The sequence below is a fragment of the Streptomyces sp. NPDC102406 genome (assembly GCF_044765725.1).
GTDB lineage: Bacteria > Actinomycetota > Actinomycetes > Streptomycetales > Streptomycetaceae > Streptomyces.
In genome coordinates, this window is record NZ_JBIWKP010000003.1 from 357829 (window position 1) to 381417 (window position 23589).

Annotated in this window: 30 protein-coding genes; 20 read left to right on the forward strand and 10 right to left on the reverse strand. The window is 67.8% G+C overall.

The window, feature by feature from the left end; all coding sequences use genetic code 11:
* Positions 1-5 precede the first annotated feature (5 nt).
* From ACIRF8_RS15475 to ACIRF8_RS15485, 3 genes are all read right to left on the reverse strand, one after another.
* Positions 6-1256, reverse strand: coding sequence for a PBSX family phage terminase large subunit (locus ACIRF8_RS15475; RefSeq protein ID WP_404214939.1), 1251 nt, complete (start codon positions 1254-1256; stop codon positions 6-8).
* Positions 1257-1262: 6 nt separating this feature from the next.
* Positions 1263-1697: a hypothetical protein gene (locus ACIRF8_RS15480; protein WP_404214941.1), complete on the reverse strand. Its 435-nt coding sequence runs from the start codon at positions 1695-1697 to the stop codon at positions 1263-1265.
* 89 nt (positions 1698-1786) lie between these two features.
* Entirely contained in the window at positions 1787-2641 is an 855-nt protein-coding gene (locus tag ACIRF8_RS15485) for a hypothetical protein (protein ID WP_404214943.1), read from the reverse strand.
* A 153-nt stretch (positions 2642-2794) separates the two neighbouring features.
* Here ACIRF8_RS15485 and ACIRF8_RS15490 point away from each other — a divergent pair, with 153 nt between their 5' ends.
* The 20 genes from ACIRF8_RS15490 to ACIRF8_RS15585 all read left to right on the forward strand — a co-directional run bounded on the left by ACIRF8_RS15490 (position 2795) and on the right by ACIRF8_RS15585 (position 21795).
* Positions 2795-3598, forward strand: coding sequence for a hypothetical protein (locus ACIRF8_RS15490; protein ID WP_404214945.1), 804 nt, complete (start codon positions 2795-2797; stop codon positions 3596-3598).
* An 18-nt stretch (positions 3599-3616) separates the two neighbouring features.
* Positions 3617-4492, forward strand: coding sequence for a P22 coat protein - protein 5 domain protein (locus ACIRF8_RS15495; RefSeq protein WP_404214947.1), 876 nt, complete (start codon positions 3617-3619; stop codon positions 4490-4492).
* Positions 4493-4547: 55 nt separating this feature from the next.
* Entirely contained in the window at positions 4548-4925 is a 378-nt protein-coding gene (locus ACIRF8_RS15500; RefSeq protein WP_404214949.1) for a hypothetical protein, read from the forward strand.
* Positions 4925-5503: a hypothetical protein gene (locus ACIRF8_RS15505; protein ID WP_404214951.1), complete on the forward strand. Its 579-nt coding sequence runs from the start codon at positions 4925-4927 to the stop codon at positions 5501-5503. Before ACIRF8_RS15500 ends, ACIRF8_RS15505 begins: the two co-directional genes overlap by 1 nt.
* Before the next feature lie 3 nt (positions 5504-5506).
* Positions 5507-5884 carry a hypothetical protein gene (locus tag ACIRF8_RS15510; RefSeq protein WP_404214953.1) on the forward strand — a complete coding sequence of 126 codons (378 nt, stop codon included), beginning with the start codon at positions 5507-5509 and terminating at the stop codon, positions 5882-5884.
* Entirely contained in the window at positions 5884-6225 is a 342-nt protein-coding gene (locus ACIRF8_RS15515) for a hypothetical protein (protein ID WP_404214955.1), read from the forward strand. The genes ACIRF8_RS15510 and ACIRF8_RS15515 overlap by 1 nt, the downstream gene beginning before the upstream one ends.
* Positions 6225-6563, forward strand: coding sequence for an HK97 gp10 family phage protein (locus ACIRF8_RS15520; protein WP_404214957.1), 339 nt, complete (start codon positions 6225-6227; stop codon positions 6561-6563). Before ACIRF8_RS15515 ends, ACIRF8_RS15520 begins: the two co-directional genes overlap by 1 nt.
* Positions 6563-6781, forward strand: coding sequence for a hypothetical protein (locus ACIRF8_RS15525; protein WP_404214958.1), 219 nt, complete (start codon positions 6563-6565; stop codon positions 6779-6781). Before ACIRF8_RS15520 ends, ACIRF8_RS15525 begins: the two co-directional genes overlap by 1 nt.
* Positions 6774-7103, forward strand: a complete 330-nt coding sequence (locus tag ACIRF8_RS15530) for a hypothetical protein (protein WP_404214960.1) — start codon at positions 6774-6776, stop codon at positions 7101-7103. The genes ACIRF8_RS15525 and ACIRF8_RS15530 overlap by 8 nt, the downstream gene beginning before the upstream one ends.
* A gap of 2 nt (positions 7104-7105) precedes the next feature.
* Positions 7106-7537, forward strand: coding sequence for a hypothetical protein (locus ACIRF8_RS15535; RefSeq protein ID WP_404214962.1), 432 nt, complete (start codon positions 7106-7108; stop codon positions 7535-7537).
* Positions 7538-7547: 10 nt separating this feature from the next.
* Complete coding sequence (locus ACIRF8_RS15540; RefSeq protein ID WP_404214964.1) at positions 7548-8135, forward strand: phage tail protein; 588 nt, start codon at positions 7548-7550, stop codon at positions 8133-8135.
* A 100-nt stretch (positions 8136-8235) separates the two neighbouring features.
* Positions 8236-8649: a hypothetical protein gene (locus tag ACIRF8_RS15545; protein WP_404214966.1), complete on the forward strand. Its 414-nt coding sequence runs from the start codon at positions 8236-8238 to the stop codon at positions 8647-8649.
* 35 nt (positions 8650-8684) lie between these two features.
* Positions 8685-9053 (forward strand): hypothetical protein, encoded by a 369-nt coding sequence (locus ACIRF8_RS15550; RefSeq protein ID WP_404214968.1) that lies wholly within the window; start codon positions 8685-8687, stop codon positions 9051-9053.
* Positions 9054-9383: 330 nt separating this feature from the next.
* Complete coding sequence (locus ACIRF8_RS15555) at positions 9384-14942, forward strand: peptidoglycan DD-metalloendopeptidase family protein (protein WP_404214969.1); 5559 nt, start codon at positions 9384-9386, stop codon at positions 14940-14942.
* Position 14943: 1 nt separating this feature from the next.
* On the forward strand, positions 14944-15915 hold the full coding sequence (locus tag ACIRF8_RS15560) for a phage distal tail protein (RefSeq protein ID WP_404214971.1): 972 nt from the start codon (positions 14944-14946) through the stop codon (positions 15913-15915).
* 13 nt (positions 15916-15928) lie between these two features.
* Positions 15929-17104: a siphovirus ReqiPepy6 Gp37-like family protein gene (locus tag ACIRF8_RS15565; protein ID WP_404214973.1), complete on the forward strand. Its 1176-nt coding sequence runs from the start codon at positions 15929-15931 to the stop codon at positions 17102-17104.
* Between the two features lies 1 nt (position 17105).
* Positions 17106-18122, forward strand: coding sequence for a hypothetical protein (locus ACIRF8_RS15570; RefSeq protein ID WP_404214975.1), 1017 nt, complete (start codon positions 17106-17108; stop codon positions 18120-18122).
* Between the two features lie 61 nt (positions 18123-18183).
* A complete protein-coding gene (locus ACIRF8_RS15575; RefSeq protein WP_404214977.1) occupies positions 18184-19962 on the forward strand; it encodes a right-handed parallel beta-helix repeat-containing protein in 1779 nt (592 codons plus the stop codon).
* Between the two features lie 19 nt (positions 19963-19981).
* Complete coding sequence (locus ACIRF8_RS15580) at positions 19982-21520, forward strand: NlpC/P60 family protein (RefSeq protein ID WP_404215902.1); 1539 nt, start codon at positions 19982-19984, stop codon at positions 21518-21520.
* Positions 21520-21795, forward strand: coding sequence for a hypothetical protein (locus tag ACIRF8_RS15585; RefSeq protein WP_404214979.1), 276 nt, complete (start codon positions 21520-21522; stop codon positions 21793-21795). Before ACIRF8_RS15580 ends, ACIRF8_RS15585 begins: the two co-directional genes overlap by 1 nt.
* A gap of 10 nt (positions 21796-21805) precedes the next feature.
* On the opposite strand, the gene ACIRF8_RS15590 is transcribed toward ACIRF8_RS15585, so the two are convergent.
* The 7 genes from ACIRF8_RS15590 to ACIRF8_RS15620 are packed head-to-tail and all read right to left on the reverse strand — an operon-like array spanning position 21806 to position 23436.
* Positions 21806-21994 carry a hypothetical protein gene (locus ACIRF8_RS15590; protein ID WP_404214981.1) on the reverse strand — a complete coding sequence of 63 codons (189 nt, stop codon included), beginning with the start codon at positions 21992-21994 and terminating at the stop codon, positions 21806-21808.
* Positions 21991-22311 (reverse strand): hypothetical protein, encoded by a 321-nt coding sequence (locus ACIRF8_RS15595; protein WP_404214983.1) that lies wholly within the window; start codon positions 22309-22311, stop codon positions 21991-21993. The genes ACIRF8_RS15590 and ACIRF8_RS15595 overlap by 4 nt, the downstream gene beginning before the upstream one ends.
* Positions 22308-22583 (reverse strand): hypothetical protein, encoded by a 276-nt coding sequence (locus tag ACIRF8_RS15600; protein ID WP_404214984.1) that lies wholly within the window; start codon positions 22581-22583, stop codon positions 22308-22310. Before ACIRF8_RS15600 ends, ACIRF8_RS15595 begins: the two co-directional genes overlap by 4 nt.
* 3 nt (positions 22584-22586) lie before the next feature.
* Positions 22587-22793, reverse strand: a complete 207-nt coding sequence (locus ACIRF8_RS15605) for a hypothetical protein (protein WP_404214986.1) — start codon at positions 22791-22793, stop codon at positions 22587-22589.
* Positions 22786-23022, reverse strand: a complete 237-nt coding sequence (locus ACIRF8_RS15610) for a hypothetical protein (RefSeq protein WP_404214988.1) — start codon at positions 23020-23022, stop codon at positions 22786-22788. The genes ACIRF8_RS15605 and ACIRF8_RS15610 overlap by 8 nt, the downstream gene beginning before the upstream one ends.
* On the reverse strand, positions 23015-23149 hold the full coding sequence (locus tag ACIRF8_RS15615; RefSeq protein WP_404214990.1) for a hypothetical protein: 135 nt from the start codon (positions 23147-23149) through the stop codon (positions 23015-23017). Before ACIRF8_RS15615 ends, ACIRF8_RS15610 begins: the two co-directional genes overlap by 8 nt.
* Complete coding sequence (locus ACIRF8_RS15620) at positions 23146-23436, reverse strand: hypothetical protein (protein ID WP_404214992.1); 291 nt, start codon at positions 23434-23436, stop codon at positions 23146-23148. The genes ACIRF8_RS15615 and ACIRF8_RS15620 overlap by 4 nt, the downstream gene beginning before the upstream one ends.
* Positions 23437-23589: the final 153 nt, after the last annotated feature.

A 23589-nucleotide genomic window follows, 5' to 3' on the forward strand; every position in this document is an offset into this window, starting at 1 on the left:
CAGCTTCAGGCGGCCATGGCAAGCTGGCGCTGCCACAAGGGGCGAGTGGTATATAGGGCGTAACGGGCGGAATCGATGCCATGGTCCGCGATCTTGATGGGCCGGTCCTCGCCCTTCTCTGCCGCCCGGTCATCCCAGGCGTAGCTGGGTATCTCGGCGATCAACGCCTTGCATGACGAGTGGACGCGCAGCTTGCCCGCCGCGAGCAGGCTCGACATGGTGCGCACCCCGTCCAGGACGGCGTTGTTCGCCGGCGTCGGCGTGAGCTTGTCCCGCTTCAACTGGGCGATGAACGAGGCGGCGGAAGGGTCGACGGTGACGAACTGTGGACGCACAGGCCCAACTCCGGGCACATCGCCGAGCCAGCCCCGCATCCGCTCGCTGTATTCCACGTCGGTCAACTGGCGACGCTGCTGGCGCCCGTCGTAACGCCACTCGGAGGCCAGGTAGAGACGGCGGTCCCGGCCAAGACCGAGGAGTGTCGCGTGGAAGGGATTGGCTTGCCCGTAGTCGACGCCGACGCCAATCCAGCGTGCGATCTCCGGGAGGGAGTCGACAATGTGCCGATCCTCGTCCCACATGTCGAAGATCGAGCCCTCGGCTGCGATCCACTCACCAAGGACGAAACGGCGGAACCAGAGACCGATGAACTCCGCCTTGATCGCATCCTTGTAGTCCTCGCCCAACGACGGGTTGTCGTCGAGCACGTAATGCCAGTAGCGGATGCCGAGCTCGTCGCGCCGGTCGATGAAGTCCCGCTTCAGCCAGTGCGCCGGCGAGCCCGGATTGGTAGAGGCAAAGAGCTTCGCCCCCGGAACAGACATTCGCCCCAGAAGCTGCGTCCAAAACTCTTGCGGGACGAGAGTCGCCTCGTCCACGAGCACGCCTGCGCAGGTCATGCCACGAAGGCGCTCCTCGGCCCGGCTATCGTTCGCACCTATGACCCGGACCGGACGGCCGAGGATTGTCGCCGTCGGTGCGCCGCGGGTGTAGTGCACGTGCTGGGCGAGCGGACCGAACAGGTTCGGATCCTGTAGCGGGATGAACACGTTGGATGCGGCCGTGTTCGTCGTCTTCGCGACCACGGCCAGCTCGCCGCCCAGTGGCGCGGTCGCCACGTACATCAGCCACCGCAGCAGCGTAGAGATCGTCTTACCGGCACGGATCGATCCGGAAGCGATGTTGATCCGCGCCGTACTGTTCGCGACGAAGTCCAACTGCTTCCGCGACATCCCGAGCTCGGCGGTGCTGAGCATCGTCTGTTACTCATCTCCAGCGGCGAGAGCATCACTGGGCGCGTCCTCGTTGACGATCGCGGCGATGCCTTCAGCGAGCTTCCCGAGCATCGACTTGGCATCGTCGGCTCCGCCCGATGCTTCCGCCGGCGCGAGCTTCAGTGACCGGTCGATGGCCATGCCCGCGGTGCCCATGAGGGCCCGCTTCTCGGCGGCCGGCGCTTCGTCGAGGATCTCGGAGGCGAAGGTGTTCTCCTTGCCGCCGAACGCGTACACGGTGGTCGGCTCCCACATCTGCGCCCGGAGCTTTTCGGCGTCGTCTTGTAGCGCTTCGGCGAGCAGGGAGCGCCGTTCGGCGAGGTCGGCGAGACGGGCCTGGGTCGCTGCGGCGATCTTGGACCGGTCGAAGTCGAGGCCGAGGCGGGCGGCGGTCCGGGAGATGACGGACTTCTCGATGCCCATTTCGCGGCTGATCTCATTTCGGCCCATTCCGCGCGCGTGGAGTTCGCGGAATCGGTCCCATTTGTCTTTGCCCATGGCGCCGCTTGGCATCAGGTCCTCCGGTTGGTGCGGGCGCGTTGGCGCAGGAGTTGGGAGAGTGGGGTGCCGTCGAGCCGCCAGGTGGGCGACCAAGGGACCAGCGCACAGCGGCAGAAGGGGTGCCTCGGCGGGCCGGGGATCGCCGCGGTGAACACGGTCCGCCGCGGGTCGAGCGACAGCCCGCCGGGGAAGAGGTGGCCGGGTTTGACGGTGAGTCCGGCGTAGGCGCGGCAGGCGGGGCAGGCGCCGGGTTCGGTGACCCACAGGAGACGGGCGTCGAGGGCGCGGGCGACGAGCAGGGGCCCGTGGGCGGCGGCGCTGCCGATGGCGACGGCCATGGCGGTGGCGATCCTGCCGACAGCACGCCGGGCCCGCTTGAAGACCGAGTTGAGTCCGGCGAGTCCGGTCGCGGTGAGCCCTGCGGTGGTGAGGAGGGCGAGCGCGTGACTGTGCTCTGCCTGGATGGCGGCGGGGATGGAGTCGGCTGCCGCCTTCGCGTCGGCCCCAGGCTCGGAGGCGATGGGCGGGACGGGCTGGCCGGTCATGACGGCGGCGAGCTGTGAGGCGTGCTGGACGCCTTGCTGGGCGGCGGTGAATGCGGCGCGTTCGGCATCGGCTTGGGCCTGTCTGCTTTTGCCGTGGAAGGCGTTGCGCAGCAGGTCACGTACCCAGTCGATGAAGTCGGCAAGTTGCGCGGGGATTTGGGTGCTGATGGTTTCGCGGACCCAGCGGGTGAGGGCTGTGGCTTGGGCGTCGGTGAGGGCTTGGGCGAGGGGGTGGGTGGCGTCGGCGATGGCCCGCTGTTCGAGGAGGCGGATCCGGTCGGGCTGCTGCTCGGCGCCGTCGGCGATGCGGTTGCTGTCCACTCCCCATCCCCTCCCGAAGCTGTGATTCTAAGGAAATCTTGCCTTCTTGCCTTTGATTGTGCAGCATAGGGGCAGGTTCGGGGTTAACATCGACGCCAACGCGTAGCGATCAAGGCATCGCAGAACCGCGCAGGCCGCCCAAGGAGGCTCCCGATGACGACCCCCGCCCCCGCAACACCCGCCGCCAACCCGGCCACGGACCCGAGCACCCAGCCCGGCACCCCAACCGAAACGACGGCACCCGCACCGACTCCGCCAGAGCCGGCCGCACCCGAACCCCCTAAGCCCACCGAGCCGGTCACTGCACCGAAGCCCGCCGACGAACCCAAGGCCAAGGCGCCTAAGTTCGACGGGGATTTCGACCCCGAGCGCGCAATGAAGGCGATCGAGAACCTCCGCACGGAGGTCGACGATCAGAAGAAGAAGCGCGCCGAGGACAAGCAGAAGGCCGCCGACGAGCAGACCGACTTCATGAAGAAGCTGGCCGGCCTCTTCGGCGTCGAGACCGACAAGGAGAAGCCGCCCACTCCGGAGGAGCTCGCCCAGCAGTTGGCCGAGGAGCAGACCCGGACCAAGGCGTCCGATGACCGCGCCCGCCAGACGCAGGTTGAACTTGCCGTCTACAAGACGGCCGGAAGCCACGGCGGCGACCCCGACGCACTGCTCGACTCACGCGCTTTCGCCAACGCCATCGCCAAACTCGACCCGACCTCGGGCGATTTCGACGAGGCAGTCGGCAAGGCCGTGAAGGTGGCGGTCGACTCCAACGCGAAGCTCGCGGCCAAGGCGCCTGAGCCGAAGGAGCCGGATCCCACCCCTGCGGGTGGCGCGGACATGGGCGGAGCGCCGGGCGGAAAGCGGCAGTTGGGTGCAGCGGACGTGGCGCGGATGACCCCCGAGCAGATCACCCATGCCGTGCAGGAGGGCAGGCTTAACGCCTACCTCGGCAGCGGCTGATGGCCATAGGAGCCTCCGTTGTCGATCAACAACTTCAAGCCGGAGATCTGGTCTGCCCAGACGCTTACGGCCCTCCGTAATGCGCTGGTCTACGCCCAGCCGCAGCTCGTCAACAGCAACTACCAGGGCGAGATCACCAGCCAGGGTCAGTCGGTGCACATCACGACCATCGGTGACCCGACGATCTTCGACTATGCCGCGGGCGACACCATCAACTACGAGGACGTCGAGACCGCGGGCACGGACTTGGTCATCGACCAGGCCAAGGCATTCGCCTTCAAGATCGACGACGTGGACAAGGCGCAGGCCCTCCTCAACCCGATGTCGCAGATGGCACAGAACGCCGCCTACGGACTCCGCGACAAGGCCGACGCCTACGTCGCCAGCCTCTACACCGGCGCCGCAGCAGCCAACGTCATCGGCTCCACGGGCAGTCCGATCGACATCCACACCGCGCCCGGTCCTGGCCTCGTCAACAAGGCCGCCTACGACGACGTCCTCGTGGGCCTGCGCACCAAGCTGGACCGCAGCAACGTCCCCACCGAGGGCCGCTACGTCGTCGTCAGCCCCGAGTTCGAGGGGCAGCTCCTCAAGGACGACCGGTTCGTGCGCGTTGACGCGAGCGGAACCGACACCGGGCTGCGGAACGGCCTGGTCGGCAGGGCGGCGGGCTTCGACATCCTCAAGAGCAACAACACCCCGAACCCCAGCAGCGACACCCAGGTCATCCAGGCCGGCTACCCCGGTGCCCTCACCTACGCCGAGCAGATCCTGGAGACCGAGGCGCTGCGCCTCCAGGCGACGATCGCCGACGCCATTCGTGGCCTGCACGTTTTCGGCGCCAAGCTGCTGCGCCCGACGGGCATCGCGGTCGCCTACGTCGACCCCGCGTAGCAGACGCCCATCTCCGCGTAGCCCTCGCCGCCTCACCTGACCCGGGAGCCCTCCCATGGCGCGTACAGCAGTCCCCTACAGCCCCCTCGTCCCGAACGGCCACCTCACCAACCCGGCCGGGACCACCATCGACGCCACGCTCGTCACCAACGGCGTCGTCATCAACGGCGTCGACCCGGAGCGCACCGTGCTTCGCGTCAACAACACGGCGACCGGCGCGAAGAACGTCACCGTCAAGACCGGTTCCGGCTCTCAGTCGTGGATGGCCGGGCAGGGCGATTTCGTCCAGGCCGTCGGCGCGAACACCGGCTCCGAGTTCTTCGGCCCCTTCACGAGCGCCCGGTTCCAGCAGAAGGGCTCGAAGCTGTACGTCGACTTCGAGTCCGGGTTCCTCGGCACGATCACCGTCTTCAAGCTCCCCAAGGCGTACTGATGGCGGCCCGCGAATACGTCGGGACAGGGGGGATGCGGGTCCACCTCGACGACCCGGTCGGCCCGGAGATGGCCAAGCAGATCGCGCGCGGCGATCTGGTCCCCGTATCCGGCAGTGCACCCGACGTCGAGGACGGGAACAAGTCGCTCGTCGTCGTCCACGGGTCCGAAGCCGACACCGTCAACCACGTCGGCGACCACATCCGCGTGCCGGGCGAGCATCCCGGTGACGACTCGTCCGCCATGGAGTGGGCAACCTACGCGGTCGCGCTCGGCCTCAACAGCACGCAAGCATGCACCCTGTCCGTAGGCCAGTTGCGGGAGTGGGTTGCCGAGCACGAGAAGACGCTCGGCGAAGGGGAACCCGCCCCGGTCACCCCGGCCGACGAGACGGGCCCGGAGCCCGTGGAGAAGCCTGCTGCGGGCGCGAAAGTCGCCGACTGGCGGGCTTACGCGATCAGTCTCGGCATGGACCCGGATGAGGCGAAGGACGCCACCAAACAGGCATGCCAGGACTATGCGGCCGTCGTCGAGGACGCCCAGCAGCCTGAGGACTTCGACGCCGAGGGCCAGGAGTAGGCCATGGCGTATGCGACGGTCAGTGACCTTGAGGCGTGGCTTGGTGAGCAGGCCCCGGACAACGTGGTGCGGCTCTTGGAGCAGGCCTCGGACGCGGTCGACGAGATCCTGTACGGCGTCGCATACGACATTGCCGATCCGGACGTGCAGGCGGTGCTCCGCAAGGCGACGATCCGGCAGGTCCACTGGCTGATCGACCGGGACGACGAGACCGGCGCCCAAGCCGATGTGCAGTCCATGTCGGTGGGGCAGCGGTCCGTGACCCGCTACGCCAAGGGTGCGAGCGGGGGCGGCAGCGCGGCGCCGCGGTTCGCCCCGCAGGCCGTGTCCGTGCTGCGCACCTCTGGTCTGTTGCAGTTCTGGCCGCTGGTGGTGGGCTGATGCCGAATCCGATCGGACGCCAGACCGTCACCGTCCTGGATGCCCCGCTCGTCGATGGCCCGTACAACGCGAAGGTCCGCGACTGGGAGCACGCGACACCGACGGAGATACGTCGCTGCACCGTCGATATCACCGGCTCCACGGAGACGGCGACCGCCGGGGACCAGACGGTCACGACGGCCCGCCTGGACATGCCGCGGCGTGCACCGATCGTCGTCACGGAGTGGATGCGGGTCTCTTGGCAGGGCCGCGACTGGGAAATCGACGGCGTCCCGTCCGATCCGGAGGCGGCGGGCCCGCTCGGCGGTCAGGTCGTCGACCTGCGGGAGGTGGCTGGCTGATGGCCTCCCGGGTGGACGTTGACGTCGAAGTCGATGACGAGGCGATCGCGTTCGAGCTGCCGCACGTCGAGCAGGTGCAGGCGGACCTACGCAGCCGCATGGACCGGGTCGTCGAGGTCGCCAAGGCCATCGCCCCGGTGGATACGGGCCTGTACCGGTCGCGGATCAGCCGCATCACCGAGGACGACCTCGACGGCGCCGTCCACGTCGAAGCCGACACGCACTACGCGATCTACGTGGAGCACGGCACCCGGCAGACCGACCGGCACGGCCGCTCCATCCACCCGCCCCGCTACACCCTCTCCACCGCACTCGACGCCGCAGGAGGCGACCACTGATGGGCCGCGCAGAGACCGCAGAGGCCATCGCCCACCGCTTCCACGACGCATACGAACAGCTCGCCCCCCACCACGGCTACGAAACCCGCGAAGCGTCGCGAAAGCCCTGGTCGGACGTACCCGACAACAACAAGAACCTGATGATCGCGGTCGTCGCGCAGCTCCTTGCTGAGGGCGTAGTCCGGCCGGGCGACGACAAGGAGAACACTGATGGCTGACGGCGACGTCGTGAAGATGACACTTACGTTCTGGCGGGGCGACCAGCCGCCCGGGACCGTGATCGAGGTGCCCGCCGACGAGGTGCACCGCTGGAAGGGCTTCGCCGTACAGCAGGGCGACCCGTACCCCTCCGGGCAGGCCACCGACCCGACCGACGGCGACTACCCCAAGCCCGCCCAGCGGCCCACCGACTCAGCCGCCGTCTCCGAATGGCGCGTGTACGCCATCACCCTCGGCATGGAGCAGGCCAAGGCCGACAAGGCAACCAAGGCGGAACTCCAGGACTACGTGACCAAGGCCGAGGCCGGGGCGAAGGCATAGCCATGGCGACCGCGGTGGTCCTCCCCGACGGCAAACAGATCGCGATCGAACTGCTTGACGCCGACCTGCCGGACGTGCACGTCACCGGGCGGCTCCCCGAAGGCGCCGCCCTCAACGCGATCCTGCCCGCTGTGCGGGTGCTACGCATCGGCGGCGTCGCGGACGTGCGCGGCTGGTCCGACCCTGCCAGCCGGGACAACCCCCGCTTCTCCGTCGACTGCTACGCCGCCGACGCCGCTGCGGCCATGCGGATCGCCCGACGCGTGTGCGCCGCCTGGGAGCTCCTACCCGGCCGCGACACCGCCGACGGGATCGTCACCGGGATAAGCCAGGAAACCGGCCCGCAAGACCGACCGGAAGACCCGAACAGCGACATCTGGCGCGTCGGGATGACTCTGGGGATGAGCGTCTGCCCACCCCGTGTGACCAGCTAGGAGGCCCATCGTGGGCGACGCATCCACCATCATCGTCGGCACAGCCGGCAAGGCCTACATGGCAGACGTCGGCAGCACGTTCCCGGCCGGCCCGGAAGAGGTGTGGGGCTCCGACTTCACCGACATGGGGTTCATCACCCCGGACGGCCTTGAGGAGGCGCTGGAGGAGGAGCGGACGCAGCTCGACGCGTGGGGTGAGGACGCGCCCGTCGTCGACCTCGCCAGGAAGCGCACGCAGACGTTCAAGCTCGTGTTCCGGCAGACGACGGCGGAGCTGCTGTCGCTGTACTACCAGGTCAGCCTCGCCAACATGATCAGCACCGCGGCCGTCACCACTCCGGCGCCGAAGAAGCAGTTCCTGTCCTTCGGCTCCGGGTCGCTCGCGGACACGGTGGAGATCGCCCTCGGCCTCGACGTGATCATGTCGGGGAAGCGGCACCGCATCATGATCGCCCGCTGCGGCGTGTCCGACCGCGAGGCTGTCAAGCACTCCGCCGAAGAGTCTTCCAACCTGGGCATGACCTTCACCGCGCTCGCCGCACCCGGCGGCGCCCAGTCCGTCCAGCACATGATCACAGACGTTCCCAAGCCCGCCTGACCCCCGACTGGTGGCCTGTCGCGCTCATCTCCCGGGCGGGGGCGGCACGACAGGCCACCTGCAAGCCCCCGCCCCGCCCTCGCCCACGAAGGAACCCCCAATGTCCAAGCCCAACCGCAAGATCGTCCGGCTTCAGCAGATGCGCGCCCAGCGCGCCTCCGCAGCCAAGACCCAGTTCGTCGACATCTACTTCGAGAACGCCGAGGGCGTCGAAGAGGTCTGCACCCTGCCCACCCAGGACGACTGGCCCGTCGAAGTCATCGAAGAGGTCCAGGAGAAGGGCGGCAACGCCAACATCGGCCTCCTTCGCGAACTCGCCAAGCCGCCCGAGTCGTTCGACCGACTCGTCAAGGTCGGCAAGCTCACCGTCGGTGAACTCGCCGACATCCTTGAACAGCTCACGGATGAGGCGGGCACCAGCGAGGGGGAAGGCAGTGGCTCCTCCAGCTCCTCCGCGAGCACGCAGGAGCCGTCCGCGCCGACCTCCAGCGCTACTACCCCGGCCGCCGCCTAGAGGAGTTCTGGGCCATGTCGTGGGGGGAGGGCTCAATGAACTGGGCCGAACTCCGCGACCTGGTCCAAGCCCTCCCGGAGGACTCGGCAACCAAAGCCGCGGCGGCGGGCGGCGAACAGGAAGAGCAGCGCTGGACCAGCGCCACCTTCCTCCAGGCAGCCCAGTACAACGTGCTGCTCATCCTCGTGCGGATCCTGTGGGCCGCCCACCTGAAGGGCAGCCCTCCGGACGTGCAGGCGATCAGCCCGCCAAGTCTCACCGCCGACGCCAGCGAAGACGAGGCCGCGGTTGCGATCAGTGAACACCTGCTCAACCAGTACAGCCCGCAGACCCCCGAGAGCAATCCGGACGAAATCGCCGCATGGGAGCAGCGGATCCGAGAGCTCGAAGCACACGGCGCGTAGAAGGGAGGCGGCATGGCCGAGGCATCGGTAGTCGGACGCACCCGGGTATCCCTGATCCCGGACGTCACCAAGTTCGGCCCGGCCCTGCTGACCGAACTGCCCAACGCAGTCCGGCCTGGCGCCATAAAGGCCGCCGACCTCATCGGCGACACCATCCAGCGCCGCCTCGACACCCTCAAGCCGACAGTCAAGGTCAAGGCGGACCTGGACGTCACCGGCATCAAGGAACGCCTCGACAAGCTCACCACCCCCCGCAAGATCAAGCTGACGGTCGACCTCGACACGGGCAGCAGCAAGACCCAGCTCGACCGGCTGACCGCGGACCGCAAGGTGAAGGTCACCGCCGAGGTCGACGACAAGGCCGCCGCCACCTCCCTGGATCGGCTCACCCGGGATCGCACCGTCAACGTCGGCATCGACGTCGACGAGACCGGCGCCAAGGGCAAGCTCGAGAAGCTCCTCGGCCAGCGCACCGTCGACATCCTCCCCAAGATCCAGGAGGCCGCGTACAACACGGCGGTCCGCCAGCTCGACCGGCTGTGCAAAGACCGCGTCGTCAACATCCGCGCCTCCGTCGATACCCGCGTCGGCGCGCAGGAGATCCGCAACCTCACCCAGCGGCGCAAGGTCCGCATCGGCGTCGATGTCGACACCCGCGTCGCAGCCGACGACATCGCCAACCTCACTCGCCGCCGCCAGGTGACCGTGCAGGCCCGCGCGGACACGACCGCGGCGAACACAGCCCTCAACTTCCTCACCCGCGACCGCACCGCGAACGTCCGCGTGCGCACCACCGGACTCGCCGCACTCACCGGAGCCCTTGGCAACCTCGGCGGCGGAGGAGGCGCGGGCGGCGGCATCGCACTCCTCGGGGGGCGCATCGGGGCGCTCGCGGGCGCCGCCCTGTCTGCGCTGCCCGCCATCGCCTCGCTCGGGTCAGCGATCGTGCAGCTCGGCCCGCTCGCCGCGACCGCCGCACCCGCCCTCGCTACCCTCATCGGCGGATTTGCCGCCATCAAAATCGGCACCTCCGGCATCGGGGATGCGATCAAGGCTGCGTTCACGCCCGCCACCGGAGAAATGGGCAAGGCCGCCTCCGCAACCAAGGGGGTCGAATCCGCGCAACGCAGCCTCGCCCGCGCCCAACGGTCCCTGCAGGACGCGCAGGTGCAGGCCACCGAACGCGTCCGGTCGGCGCAACGGGCCGTCGGCGGCGCCGAACGTGACCTCGCTTCCGCTCAACGCGACTCCCGGCAGGCCCAGCAGGACCTGACCGCGGCCCGCCGCGAAGCAGTACGCGAACTGCAGGACATGAACAACCAGCTCGTCGACGGCCGCCTGTCCGAGCGGGAGGCGACGCTCGCCGTCGAGCAGGCCGAAGAGGAGCTGGCCCGCACCCGCACCGACCCCGCCGCGACGCAACTACAGATTCAGCAGGCCGAACTCGCCCGCGACCGCGCCGTGCAGTCCCTGACCGAACAGCGCACCGAAGTCGACCGCCTCGCCAAAGACACCGCCGCCGCAAACAAGGCCGGAATCGACGGCACGAAAGCCGTCGTCGACGCCAAACGGCAGGCCACCCAAGCAGACCAGCAGGTCGCCGACAGGCAGCGCTCCCTCGCCGAAGCACAGCGTGGCGTCACACAGGCACAAGTCGAAGGGCAACGGCAGATCCGCGACGCGCAGGAAGCCGTCGCCGACGCGGCCCGGAGCATGGCCGAAGCACAGCAGACCGCCGCCGCCCAGACCTCCAAGGTCGACGACGCCCTGTCAAAGCTCAGCCCGAACGCGCGGGCATTCGTCGGCACCCTTCAGGCCATGGCCCCCGCCTGGCGTGCCATGAAACTCGACGTCCAAGACCAACTGTTCGCCGGACTCGGCACCCGGCTGCAAACGGTCGGGACGCAGGTGCTGCCCACCGTCCGCCGCGGCCTGGTAGGGACGGCAGGCGCCCTCAACACGATGGCGAAGAACGCGCTGACCGCGGTCTCGAATCTGGAGAAGACCGGCCAGCTCGCCAAAGTCTTCGACGGGATCCGCTCCAGCCTCACCACCCTGGACCGGATACCCGGCCAGCTCGTCACCGGTCTCGCCCAACTGTCCATCGCCGCGCAGCCCGCCTTCGACCGCATCACCAGCGGTGCCGCCAAGGCCATGGACCGCGTCATGGGCAAGCTCGCCAAGGGCTTGGAGAACGGCAAGCTCGAGGACGCCATCAACACCGCCCTCGACGTCGCCATCTCCTTCGGTCACGTGCTCGCCGACCTCGGCGGCATCATCACCGGAATCTTCAAAGCGGCGGCGGCAGGCGGCGGCGACTTCTTCGGCGTCATCGGCGCCGTCATCAAGGAGATCAACCGCATCGTCCAACTGCCCGAAGTGCAGGGGGCACTCACCGAAATCTTCAAGGCGATCTCGGCTGTGGCCGGTCTCCTGGCCGGCGCGCTGGGCAGCGCGATCCAGGCCGTCCTGCCGATCTTGGCCGAACTCGCCCCGGTGGTGACGGACCTGACGGAGATCCTCGGCCCGGTCGTCCGGGATCTGGTCAAAAATCTGGGTGCAGCCCTGATGCCAGTGGCTCAGGCACTCGGCCCGGTTCTGGTGGTGGCGGCGCAGGCCATCGGTGCGCTGGTCACGGCCGTGTCGCCGCTGCTGCCGGTGGTCGGCGAGCTCGTCGCGGCACTGCTGCCGCCGTTGATCCCGCTGATAGAAACCGTCTCGATGATCTTCGCGCAACTGGCGCCGATCATACAACTCGCTGCGAACGTTCTCGGCGTCGTCCTGAAGCCGATCATCCAGGCCCTGACGGGCGTGGTCGTGGCGATCGCGCAAGCGTTCGCCCAGCAGTTCATGGTGATCTTGCGCCAGTTGATCCCGCTGATCCCTCAACTGATCCCGGTCGTCGTCCAACTCGCCGACAGCATCCTGCAGATCCTCCTCGCGATCACGCCGCTGCTCCCGCAGATTTTGACGCTCAGCGTCATGATGATCGCCCAGATGCTGCCCGCGCTGCTGCCCCTCGTCGGCCCGCTGACTCAGTTGTCGCTCCTCCTCACGAAGCTTGCCACCTGGGTGATCGTCCAGATCGTAGTCCCCGCCCTGGCTGGGCTGATCGCCTTCCTGACCTCGATGCGCAAGAAGATGCAGCCCGCCGTCGACGCCGTGAAGTGGCTGACCGAGAAGATCGCCGGATTCTTCAAGTGGCTGTACGACATCCTGCTCGGCCACTCGATCATCCCGGACATCGTCAACGGGGCGACCCGCTGGTTCGGCGATATGCGCCGCCGCGCCACCCAGATCTTCACGGACCTGAAGGACGGGGCCAGCCGCATCTGGCGCCAGTTCTGGGGCAACGTCCGCTCCACGGCCTCCGACGCCTGGGGCAAGGTCCGCGACGGATTCGACCGGTTCAAGGACGGATTGAAGACCGCTTTCCGCAACATGCGGGATGGCATCGGCGACATCTGGAGCGGCATCAAAAGCCTCGTCAAAAGCCCCATCAAATTCTGGATAGAAACGGTATACAACAGAGGAATTGTCTCGGTTTGGAACCGAACAGCCGGTAATATACCGGGAGTTCCGGATCTCAAACCGATGACCATGCCGAAGGGCTTCGCGCGGGGCGGCATTCTGCCCGGATGGTCCACGTTCCGGCAAGGCGACGATCAACTCGTCCCCATGCGCCGCGGCGAAGGCGTCTACGTCTCCGAAGCGATGCGCGACCCCTACGAGCGAGCCCGCCTCCACGCCGTCAACCAGGCCGCAATACAAGGCCGCTCCCTCTCCTCGTTCCGCGGATTCGCGGACGGCGGCATCGTCGGAGACATCGGCAGCGGCATCGCCAAAGCCTTCGGCGGCGGCGTCGACGCAGCACGCGGCGGCCTCGCCGACCTCGCCGAAAGAGCCTTCAAGCCCGTCAAAACCGGGATCAAGAAAGCCCTCGGCGGCAACAACCGGACGTGGCCTGGCATGGTCGCAGGCCTGCCCAACAGCCTCATGGACAAGACAGTCGCCTTCATCCGCGGCAAGGAAGCCGAACTCGGCGGCACCGGCCGCTGGCTGAAGCCCGTCAACGTGCCCTTCGGCACCCGCTTCGGCACCCGCGGCCCCATGTGGGCATCCGGTCGACACACCGGCCTCGACTTCCCCGCCAGGACCGGCACGAAGGTCGTCGCCGTCGACAACGGCACCGTGTCCTCCGCGACCGTCGGCGGCCCCTACGGCAAACACGTCGCCATCAGCCACGGCGACGGCCTCGCCTCCCTGTACGCCCACATGTCCGCCATGGCCGCCAAGGCAGGCGACGTCATCGGCCGCGGCGACCGTGTCGGATCCGTCGGTGCCACCGGCAACGTCACCGGCCCGCACCTCCACCTGGAGGCCCGCAAGAACGGCGTCTCCGTCGACCCCATGCCGTACCTGCACAGCCCCGACGTCGGCGGCAAGGGCGTGGAGCGCTGGCGTGGCGTCGTCGTCCAGGCCCTCGGCCAGGTCCACCAATCGCTGTCGCTCGCCAACACGACGCTGCGCCGCATGAACCAGGAGTCGGGCGGCAACCCGAACGCCGTCAACACCAACGACATCAACTGGGCGCTCGGCAACCCGTCCGTCGGGCTGATGCAGGTGATCCGCGGAACGTTCCAGGCGTATGCGGGGAAGTACAGGCGCACCGGGCCGTTCAAGTACGGCGTGTCCGTCGACCCTATGGCCAACGTGTACGCCTCCATGCGGTACGGGCTCAGCCGTTATGGCAGCCTCTCCAGGGCGTACAACCGACCCGGCGGTTACGCGATGGGCGGGATCGTCAGCGGCTTGCGCATCAACCGCGGCCTGCCGCGTAGCGGCTACGCATCGGGCGGCATCATCAAAATCGGTGGAAAGAGGGTCGACACCGGACCCATCGCCGCCAGCGTCGGCTCCGACTTCCTCAAGCAGTTGACCGGCACCGCCGCACAGATCAGCTCCGCCATGAACAAGGTCGCAACCGCCCTCAAAAACTCGTTCAAGGGCGTCAAGACCACCCTCGACAACAAACTCCTCGCCCGAGTCGCCTCCCAGACCAAAGTGCTCCAAGCCCTCGCCAAACAGCGTGACGCCATCGCCGCAAAGATCACAGCGGCGAAAACGCTGGCAACTGAGACGACAAACCAAGCCGTCCAGTTCACCGGCCTACAGAGCCTGCCCAACGGCGGCAACGCGTTCGGGGCCTCCGGCATCCTCGCCGGCCTCACCTCACGGCTCACACAGCTCAAGGCGTTCGGGGTCAACCTGAAGAAGCTGGCAGCCCGCGGTCTGAACAAGCAGCTTCTGCAACAAATCATCACCATGGGCCCGGAGTCCGGCGCCGCCTACGCGAAGGCCCTCGTCGACGCCACCCCCAAGGAATTCAAGGACATCAACGCGGCACAGACTCAGATCGCCTCGCTCACCACCTCGTTCGGCAAGGACGCGGCCGACGCCATGTTCGACGCTGGCACCGACTCCGGGAAGGGCTACCTGACGGGTCTCGCGTCGACGCAGAAGCTGATCGAAGCCCAGATGGTCAAGCTGGCCAAGTCGATCCAGAAGACCATCAAGGTCGAATTGAAGATCAAGTCACCGTCGCGCATCCTGCATGCCCTCGGACGCTTCACCGGGCTCGGCTTCTCCGGAGGCGTCGAGGAGACGATCCCGCAGGCAGTCGCTGCGGCGCAGCGGATGGCCAACGCCGTCCGCACCACCGCAGCCAGCACCGCGGCCTCCGTGCGGCAGCAGACCAACATCCGGCAGGGCGCCGAACGGCACCTGCACTTCAACGCGACGACGCGGGAGACCCCCACACGGCAGGCGTTCCTCGACGCGCTCGCCATGGACGACATGCTCAACCGAACCGTGATGGTGGGAGGCTGACATGCCCCTTCTCGTACCCCCCGCCGGAGTCGACCCGGAACAGCCGCCCTGGGAGGGCGTGCCGTGGCCCACCCTCATCAACCAGATGCCGCAGGTCTCGTTCACCGACCCGCGGGGTGTGGTCACCAAGCTCGACGACTGGGAGAACGGCTGGCTGCTCCAGCCCGGCGCCAAGGGCCTCGACATGCCCGGCTACCAGATCCTGCAAGACGAGAGCCCGGGCATCGACGGCTACGCGGTCCGCGACGTCCGCGCTCAAGGCAAGGAAATCATCCTGCCGTTGGCGTTCTGGGCCAACGACAGCCGTGCCGCCTACAAGGCACGCCGCCGGGCGTTCATCAAGTCCCTCAACCCCAAACGTGGCATCGGCACACTCACCCTCACCGAACCCGACGGTGCGACTCGTTCCATCGGCGCCTACTACACGGGCGGACTCGAAGGCGACGAGAGCCTCGACGCCGCTGGAGAACGCTGGTGCATCAACCCGATCACCTTCGGTGTGCCCTCCCCATACTGGATCGGCGCAGAAGTCACCCAAATGTGGTCAAACGGAAGCGGCGGAACATTCTTCCCGATCCTGCCCCTCACCGTCGGCGCATCCCAAGTCCTCGGCGAAATCACCGTCAACAACCCCGGCGACGACGTCGCCTACCCGGTGTGGACCATCACCGGCCCCGCCACCTCCATCAACCTCACCAACACCATCACCGACCCGAACAGCGGCGGCACCATCACCCAACAACTCGTCCTCACCCGCACCATCACCGCCGCCGACACCATCACCATCGACACCCGCGAACGCCGCCAAACCGCCCTCCTCAACGGCATCACCAACCTGTGGCCCAACCTGTCCAATGCCTCCGAACTCTGGCCCCTCCAAGAAGGCGCCAACCACCTCAACCTGACCGTCGGCGGATCCACCGGCCTCACCACCGTCCAAATGACCTACCAGCCCCGCTACCTGGCCTCCTGAAAGGAGGAGACACATGCCATCACCCACCGCCCTCCGCGTGTACGTGCGCTCCTCCACCCTCGAGCGGCTCGGCCAAGTCGACGACTACACCTCCCTCGTCGTCGTGCCCCGCTTCAACGCCATCGGCGCCATCACCATGGAGATCTCCGCCGACTCCGACAAGGCCCCCCTCCTTGTCGAAGGCAACGGGCTGATCATCAAGACGCCAACCGGCGACACCGTCCTGTCCGGAACTATCCGCACCGTCGACTGGTCCCGCTCCGCCAGTGACGCCGGTTCCGGAAAGCTCGCGGTCGGCGCCGTCTCCGACGAAGAGGTCCTCGCCCGCTACCTGGTCTGGCCCACCCCAACCGCGGCGATCGGCTCCCAGACCGCATCCGTGTACAAGATCAATACGGCGTCGACCGAAACCGGCATGCGCGACCTCGTCAACTTGAACGCCGGACCAGGCGCGCTCGCCAGCCGCAAGCACCCGCTGCTCACCCTTGCCGCGAACGGACTCCGTGGACCCGCCCTGGTCCGCGAGGTCAACCAGTTCGACAACCTCCTCACCGTCCTGGTGGACATCGCAGGCGCCGCCGGACTCGGCTTCCGCGTCGTCCAAGTCGGCTCCAACCTCCAGTTTCAGGTGTACGACCCCACCGACCGATCCGGCACCGCCCGCTTCTCCTTCCGGCTCGGCAACCTGACCGACGCCTCCTACACGACGACACCGCCCACCTGCACCCGAGCCATCGTCGTCGCCGGCGGCTCACCCAGTCCGCGCGTCTGCAAGGTCTACGACCGCACCGACCCACTGTTCCCCGGTCTCATCCTCGAGCAGTTCGTCGACCAGACATCCGTCGACACGGCATCCGTCGACCTCACCGCACAAATGGACCAGGCAGGCAACGAAGCCCTCACCAGCGGGGCCGGGCAGGGATCCCTCGCCATCACCCCCGTCGACATCCCGCGGCTGCGCTACGGCCGCGACTACGGCGTCGGAGACACGGTGGCCGCCCAACTCCGCGGCGACACCTGGTACACGGACGTCGTCCGCGAGGTCACCCTCACCAGCTCGACCAGCGAAATGAGCGTGAAAGCGACCGTCGGCGGCGGCACCGGCGACAACATCGTCACCCGCATCTACTCCTACATCGCCCAGGTCAAACGGGACGTCGGGCGCCTCAAAACACGGAAGGCCGCCTGACATGGCTGAATTCTCCGCACCCTTCGACGGCAGTCCCATCAGCACCGAACTCCAGTGGTCTCGGCAGGCCCGCCGCTGGGGCCTCGACGGCGTCCACGCCCTCGACCCCGCCGCCACCACCCTCAAGGTCACCGCCTCCGGCAGCAACACCGTCCTCATATCCGTGGGCGGCGCCTTCGTCAACGGCTTCTACTACTACAGCGACACCAGCAAGCCGCTGACGGTGCCCGCCAACCCCGGCGGCGGAGCCCGCGTCGACCTTGTCGTCCTGCGCGCAGACGTTGCCGCGAACAAGGTCAGCGCCGAATACAAGACCGGCGGCACCTCGGCGCCCACCCTCACCCAGGACGAATCCGGCGTCTGGGAAATCCCCCTCGCCCAGTGCACGGTCGCGGCCGGGGCATCCGTCGTCACCGCGGCCAACACCGTCGACCGCCGCTACATGACCAGCCGCGGCGTCCTGCCGTCCATCCCCGGCGCACGGCCACCCGCCTTGAAAAACCAGCTCATGGTCGAAAACGGCAAGCTGTACCTAGGCGACGGCGCGGCCTGGCGATGGATGGCAACCCAAGGCATCGACGACTCCACCTACACACCCGTATGGAGCTCCGGCCCCGTCCCCCTCAACTGGGGCAGCGGATCGGTGAACATAGGCCGCTACCAGGCCGTCGGCCAACGCGCCGACCTCACCATCCAACTGAGCCCCACCGGCAACCCGCCCGCATGGACCGACCCGCTCCAAGTGACTCTGCCGCCCGGCCTGCCCTGCACCACCGACCAACGCTCCCTCTTCAAATGGGCGTTCACCAGCGCCAACGGCGAAGGCGGCGCAGTCGGCATCGGCTTCACCTTCCCCACCACGGACGGCACCAACAAGATCGCCCGCCTGCGCTACCCGACCAGCGAAGGCAACTCGGTCAACGACACGCCCAACGCCCTCAACCTGCTCACCAACCAGCCCTTCAACATCCGTAACGGCGACGTCCTCACCATCGACGGCTCCTACTGGCTCGCCTGAGCCCCAGAAAGACGGTGACCCAGTGCGACACAACTTCGGGGGAAGCCCCTCCGATTACGCCATGGAACGCGTCGGCAACCAGCTCCTCGTCCGGCCCGCCGCCATCGGCACCGTCTGGGACGCCCTCGCCGGCGGCACCCAGTACACCGACCTGACCGACCTCGTCGGCAACCCCATCGACGAGGTCACCGCCGACGCGGACGGCGCTGTTGCCTTCATGGGCCCCGACAGCGTGACGTCCCTCTACGTCGACTTCGGGTACGCCAAGCGATACGCCATGGCCGCCATCGACACCGGAGCCACCCTCGCCGCGTTCATGGGCCAGGGTGGCGAGCCCGGCGGATGGGCCGTCCTCGACGGCTCCGGCAGCATAGACGCGTCACAGATCCCGGCACAGTTGGACTGGAAGGTGCTGCGCCCCTCCGGCGGCAGCGATGACGCGCCCGCCATCCAGGCCGCCGTGAACGCGGCCGGGGCCGGGGGCACGGTCTACTTGACCAGCGGAATTTTCAAGACGAAGTCGACGATCGACCTCCCGAACGGTGTGAGCCTAAAAGGCCCCCACGGCAGCCTGATGATCGGCCCAGGCATGACCGGCACCGACTACCCGTGCGTCATCCAGCCGCAGATCCCCTTCACGGGAACATCCGTCATTCAGATCATCGGCGACAGCGACGGCACCCACCCCGACATCTCCGCCGAGCAGCGCCTCATCAACCTCACCGTCGACGGCTCCCAGCTCACCGGCTCCTCGATCGACGGCCTCTACGCCAAGGGCAACGTGCAGAACGTCGTCCTCGACAACGTGTGCATCCGCCAGATGCCCAACAACGGCATCATCACGGCGAGCAGGACGGACGGGAAGATCCCGTTCTCCTGGCGGCTGCACCACGTCATGGTCGACCAGTGTCACAGCAACGGAATCATGCTCACCGGCAACACCGACCTCACCCTCGACGACGTCCAGGTCATCGGCTGCTGGGCACAAGGCATCATCCTCACCAACTGCACCAACACACAGCTCACAGGCTGCCGCACCGAATGGAACGGCAGCCACGGCTACCACATCACCGGAGCCTGGGGAAACTGGGCAGGATCCGGCGGCATGCAAATGACCGGCTGCGCCACCGACCGCAACGGCCAGCACGGCGTCCTCATCGACGCCACCGGCAACACGCCCATCCTCATCACGGGGCTGCAGACCCGCCGCGACGGACGCAACGGCGGGGCAGGCGGCGGCGGATACGCCGGCCTCGCCATCGCCGCCGCCACCGTGCCGGTCGTCATCTCCGGGATCACCTGCTATCCGGGCGTCGACGACGGTGGTGCCTCCACCAACAGCCCGCAGTACGGCATGGCCGTCACCGGGGCCTCCACCCTCGTACAGGTCGACGACGCCATCCTCCACGCCAACACCCAAGGCCTGTACTCGACCAGCACCGGCACGTTGATGATCGGCCCGAACGTCTCCTACGCCACCGGGCCCACCACCGCGCCTGTGCGAACCGTGCCGTCCACGGCGACCACCACCAAGGGCCTCGTCGTCAGCGCGCCGACCGCCGCGGTCACCTACGTCATCTGGCGTGCCCCCCGCGCGTGCGCGGTCACTGCTGTGCGCGGCTACCGGCAAGGAGGCACCGGCGTCACCGTCAACGCCACCCACAACGGCGCCGACCTCCTCACCGCAGACCTGTCACTGTCCACCGACGTCACATGGATGGCCGGCGCCACGTTGCAGAACACGGCGGTCGCGGCGGGGGACACGATCGCAGTCGCCGTGCGCAGCGTCACCGGCACCCCGACCGCGGTGACCGTCCAAGTCGACGTACAGGGGCTGTGACATGGGAGCTTTGACCGTCGTGGACGACCATATGCCCTACCAGCAGCCGCCCGCCGCACTCACTACGACGGTGCTGGCGGGGCCGCCGCAGCAGCTCCGCGTGTCCGATGCGGTGGGCACCCTCGCCACGCTGACCGTGGGCGCGAAGACCGTCACCGTGCGAGGGCAGACCCGCACCATGACCGAGCAGAAACGCCCCTGGACCGATCCGTTCGCCCGGACCGTGTCGGGCGGGTGGGGGCAATCCCCGGGTGGCGGGACCTGGCTCAACCTGTCCGGCAGCGACACGAACTTCGCCGTCAACGGCAGTCAGGGTGTCATCCTCAACGACGCCGCCAACACCGGCCGCTACGTCTCCGTCAACGACGGTGATCTGGCTGATGTGTCTGCCACCTGCAAGGTCACTGTCAGTGCGACCCCCGCCGGCGCGGCCAGCTCGGTCGGTATGACGTTCGGCTACACCGACAGCAGCAACCACTACCGCGCCAGGCTGCTGCTCAACACCACTGGCACGGTGCAACTCGCTCTGGAAAAGGTCGCCACCGGCACGACCACCACCCTCGGGACGGCCACCACCCTGGGCACGGGCTTCGCCGCGAACCAGTGGTGGCGCATCCGCGTCCAGCGGGCCGGCAGTACGATCCGCTGCCGCGCATGGCTGGACGGCAATACCGAACCGGGCGCGTGGACGTTCTCCGTCACCGACACCACCTTTCCCGCCGGGCGGGTCGGACTGCGCTCTTTCGCCTCCACCGGCAGCACCGTGGTGCCGTTCAACACCCTCGTCGATGACTTCACCGTCGATTCCGCAGTGTGGGCGAGCCCGCCGACCGTCATCCACAACACGTGGGTGCGCGTCCTGCCCGCCCCCTTCAACGGCACGTGGACCGGGGCGCTCGCCGACCAGATCCGCGCCTGGGCCGTCGACACCACCCCCGATGCCCTCGGCTACGCCACGATGTTCATCACCGGCGCCCCTACCGTCACCAGCCCCGCCCTCTCAGGGAAACAGGTGTACGGGCAGGCCCAGTACGGGCCGCTGAACGCGGACGGCACGCGCATCGAATTCTCCGACTGGAACGACTACATCGGCATCCCCTGGACCTATCCCAACGGAGAGACCCGCAGTTTCCCCCACGGCCTCATTACCATCTCGGGCTGCCTGGACTGCTCAGGCTTCGTCCGCATGGTGTTCGGCCGCAACATGGGCATCCCCATGTCATTCGATTCCAACTATGACGGCCTCAACCTGCCCCGCCGCTCCGCCGATATGGGCCCCTCCGGGCCGGGCGTTCTGATCGCCAACAGTGCTGGCAGCCCACCGGCTACGACAAATTTGCAGGTCGGCGACTACCTCGGCTTTGCCCTGTCCGACTCCACCGACGGCGAACTCACACACTCCGGGATCTACCTCGGCCTCGACACGGCCGGCAACCAGCGGTTCATCTCCGCCCGGAAAGTGGCCAATGGGCCCACCATGTCCGACCTCGGGGGCGCGTCCATCCTCAACGGCACCGGCACCTACTCCACCGGCCTGCGCACCATCCGAAGGTTCTGATGCCGATCATCATCGAAGTGGCCAGCGTGGGCGCGATCACTGGAATGACCGCGGCTTCACCGGGTTGGCGAGTGCAGGCTTCCGCCCCGACTGACGCGGGTACGGAGGGGGTGCCTGCACCGTCGGATGTGGTGGCGTGGGTGCTCGTGGCCGACCAGGTGGCGCCGGGCGGGGCGCGCGTGGATCCGGTATTCCTTGCGGGTGGCCGGGCGTGGACACCGGACCAGTACCGGGCAACCTACGGGCAGGAGTTGGACGTGCAGGTGCGGGGGTAGCGGGCGACGGCTAGTGATGGTGAAGCCGCGCGACGAGGATCCCTGACCACGTGCGGAGTTCGACGGTCTCACCGTCGCAGTCCTTGATCAGGCAAATCTTCTCGGCTCGCATGGGGCGCACCTCGGCCGCCTCGGCCATGCCGAGCTCGCGTTCCAGCTCGGCGATGCGGGCGTAGTCCGGCCTACGGGCGGCCGTCACGGCGCCGGATCCACTTCGGGCTCGCCCGGCTCCCTGCGGTATTCGGCGAGGGCCTCGCGGACGTCGTCCTCGCCCCAGTCGCTGGAGTCCCACCACTCGACGGCCTTCCATACGGGGGCCAGACGGTTACGGCGGACCTCGGCGCGCACCGCCCACTGGTTGAGGAGGACGAGCAGTTCCTCAGTCTCCTTTGCGGCGTCTTCCGCGTAGCCGAGCCCGGCGAGCCGATCGGCCATCTCGCGCAGGCTGCCACGCGCACCGAGCAGGTCGTCGAGATCGAAGGCGCGGCACAGGTAGTTGTAAGAGCCGCCACTCATGAGTCCTCCGGGGCGCTGTACTGCATGATGGTCAACTCCATGCCGCCCTCAGCTCGATTCACTTCGGTGACCTTGCCTGCGGCGACGATCCGGCTACTGCCGGGGTCGGTGCACACGACGAGGCGGCCGGCGAGCGGGTCGGGCTGCTCCCGCTCCTGGAGCTCTGCGTCGGCGACGGCCATGACGGCTTTCACCATGGTCTCGGAGGGGTAGCCGACGATCGTGCTCACGGCCTCCGCGTAGCGGGCGTAGCGGGCGGCTTCCTTGCTCACGAGCTACTCCTCAGGGCTGCGTTCGGTACTGCTGCTCGGCGACCACCCAGCGAATCCCGCACGCCGGTCGGTCGGGCCGCTGGCGACGGCGATGCTGTACATCCGGACGGCCGCCTCTTCGGCACGTGCGAGCGGATCGCCTTCACCGCCAGTGATCTCAACGGTGACCTCGCGGGTGCCGTCGGATAGCTTGACGATCACGTCAGCCACGGTGCGCTCTCCGGTCTTCGATCCGCCGCACGAGTTCGTCGATGTGGCCTGCGTCGGGATGCTGGTCCCAGCGCGGGCAGCGGATGAACTTGACGTTGTCGAGCCCGCGAAGCCTGTCCCAGCGACTAATGAAGACGACGTCGCGGTCGCGAGAGGACAGCCCGCTGTTGCGGCACCACTCCTCGAACTCGCGGTAGTCGCAGGCGAGGACTGCGATGAGGCTAATCACGAGCAGCCTCCGCAACTTCCTGGGCTGCGAGCCGTTTCTTCGCTTCGGCGAGGAAGGCCGTGTAAGGCTTGCCGGTCTTGGCTTGGATCTTCCGGGCCAGCTTCTGGGCTGGTGTACGGCTGCTCACGCCGCCTCCCCAGCGGCATCGTCGGCGGTGTAGCAGAGCACGCGGTCGCCTCGGGCGCCGAACACTTCACGGCCGTTGAGGGACAGCGTGAACCAGTCGCCGAGCGTGCTGACGCTGTCCGCGTCCACCGCGCGGCCCGGATCCTCGGGGGAGAGGTAGACGGTGAATCGACGAGACGGCTTCGGCTGCATGATCCCTCGCTTCGGGCGACGTTCGGCAGTGCTGATGGCGCGGGCGATGTCCTCGCGGTCTGCGGGTACCTCAAGGCCGGTCGCTTCGTCGTTCATGCGGGCCTCCGGGTGCGGGCTGTGCGGGAAGGGCGGCGGGCCGGGCCCGCACGACCGGGCCCGCCGCAGGGGGGAGCACGGACCGGTTCGACTCCCCACGCCGCAGCATACGGCAATCCCTATGAATCGTAGGCTAGAAACGCATTTGGCCCT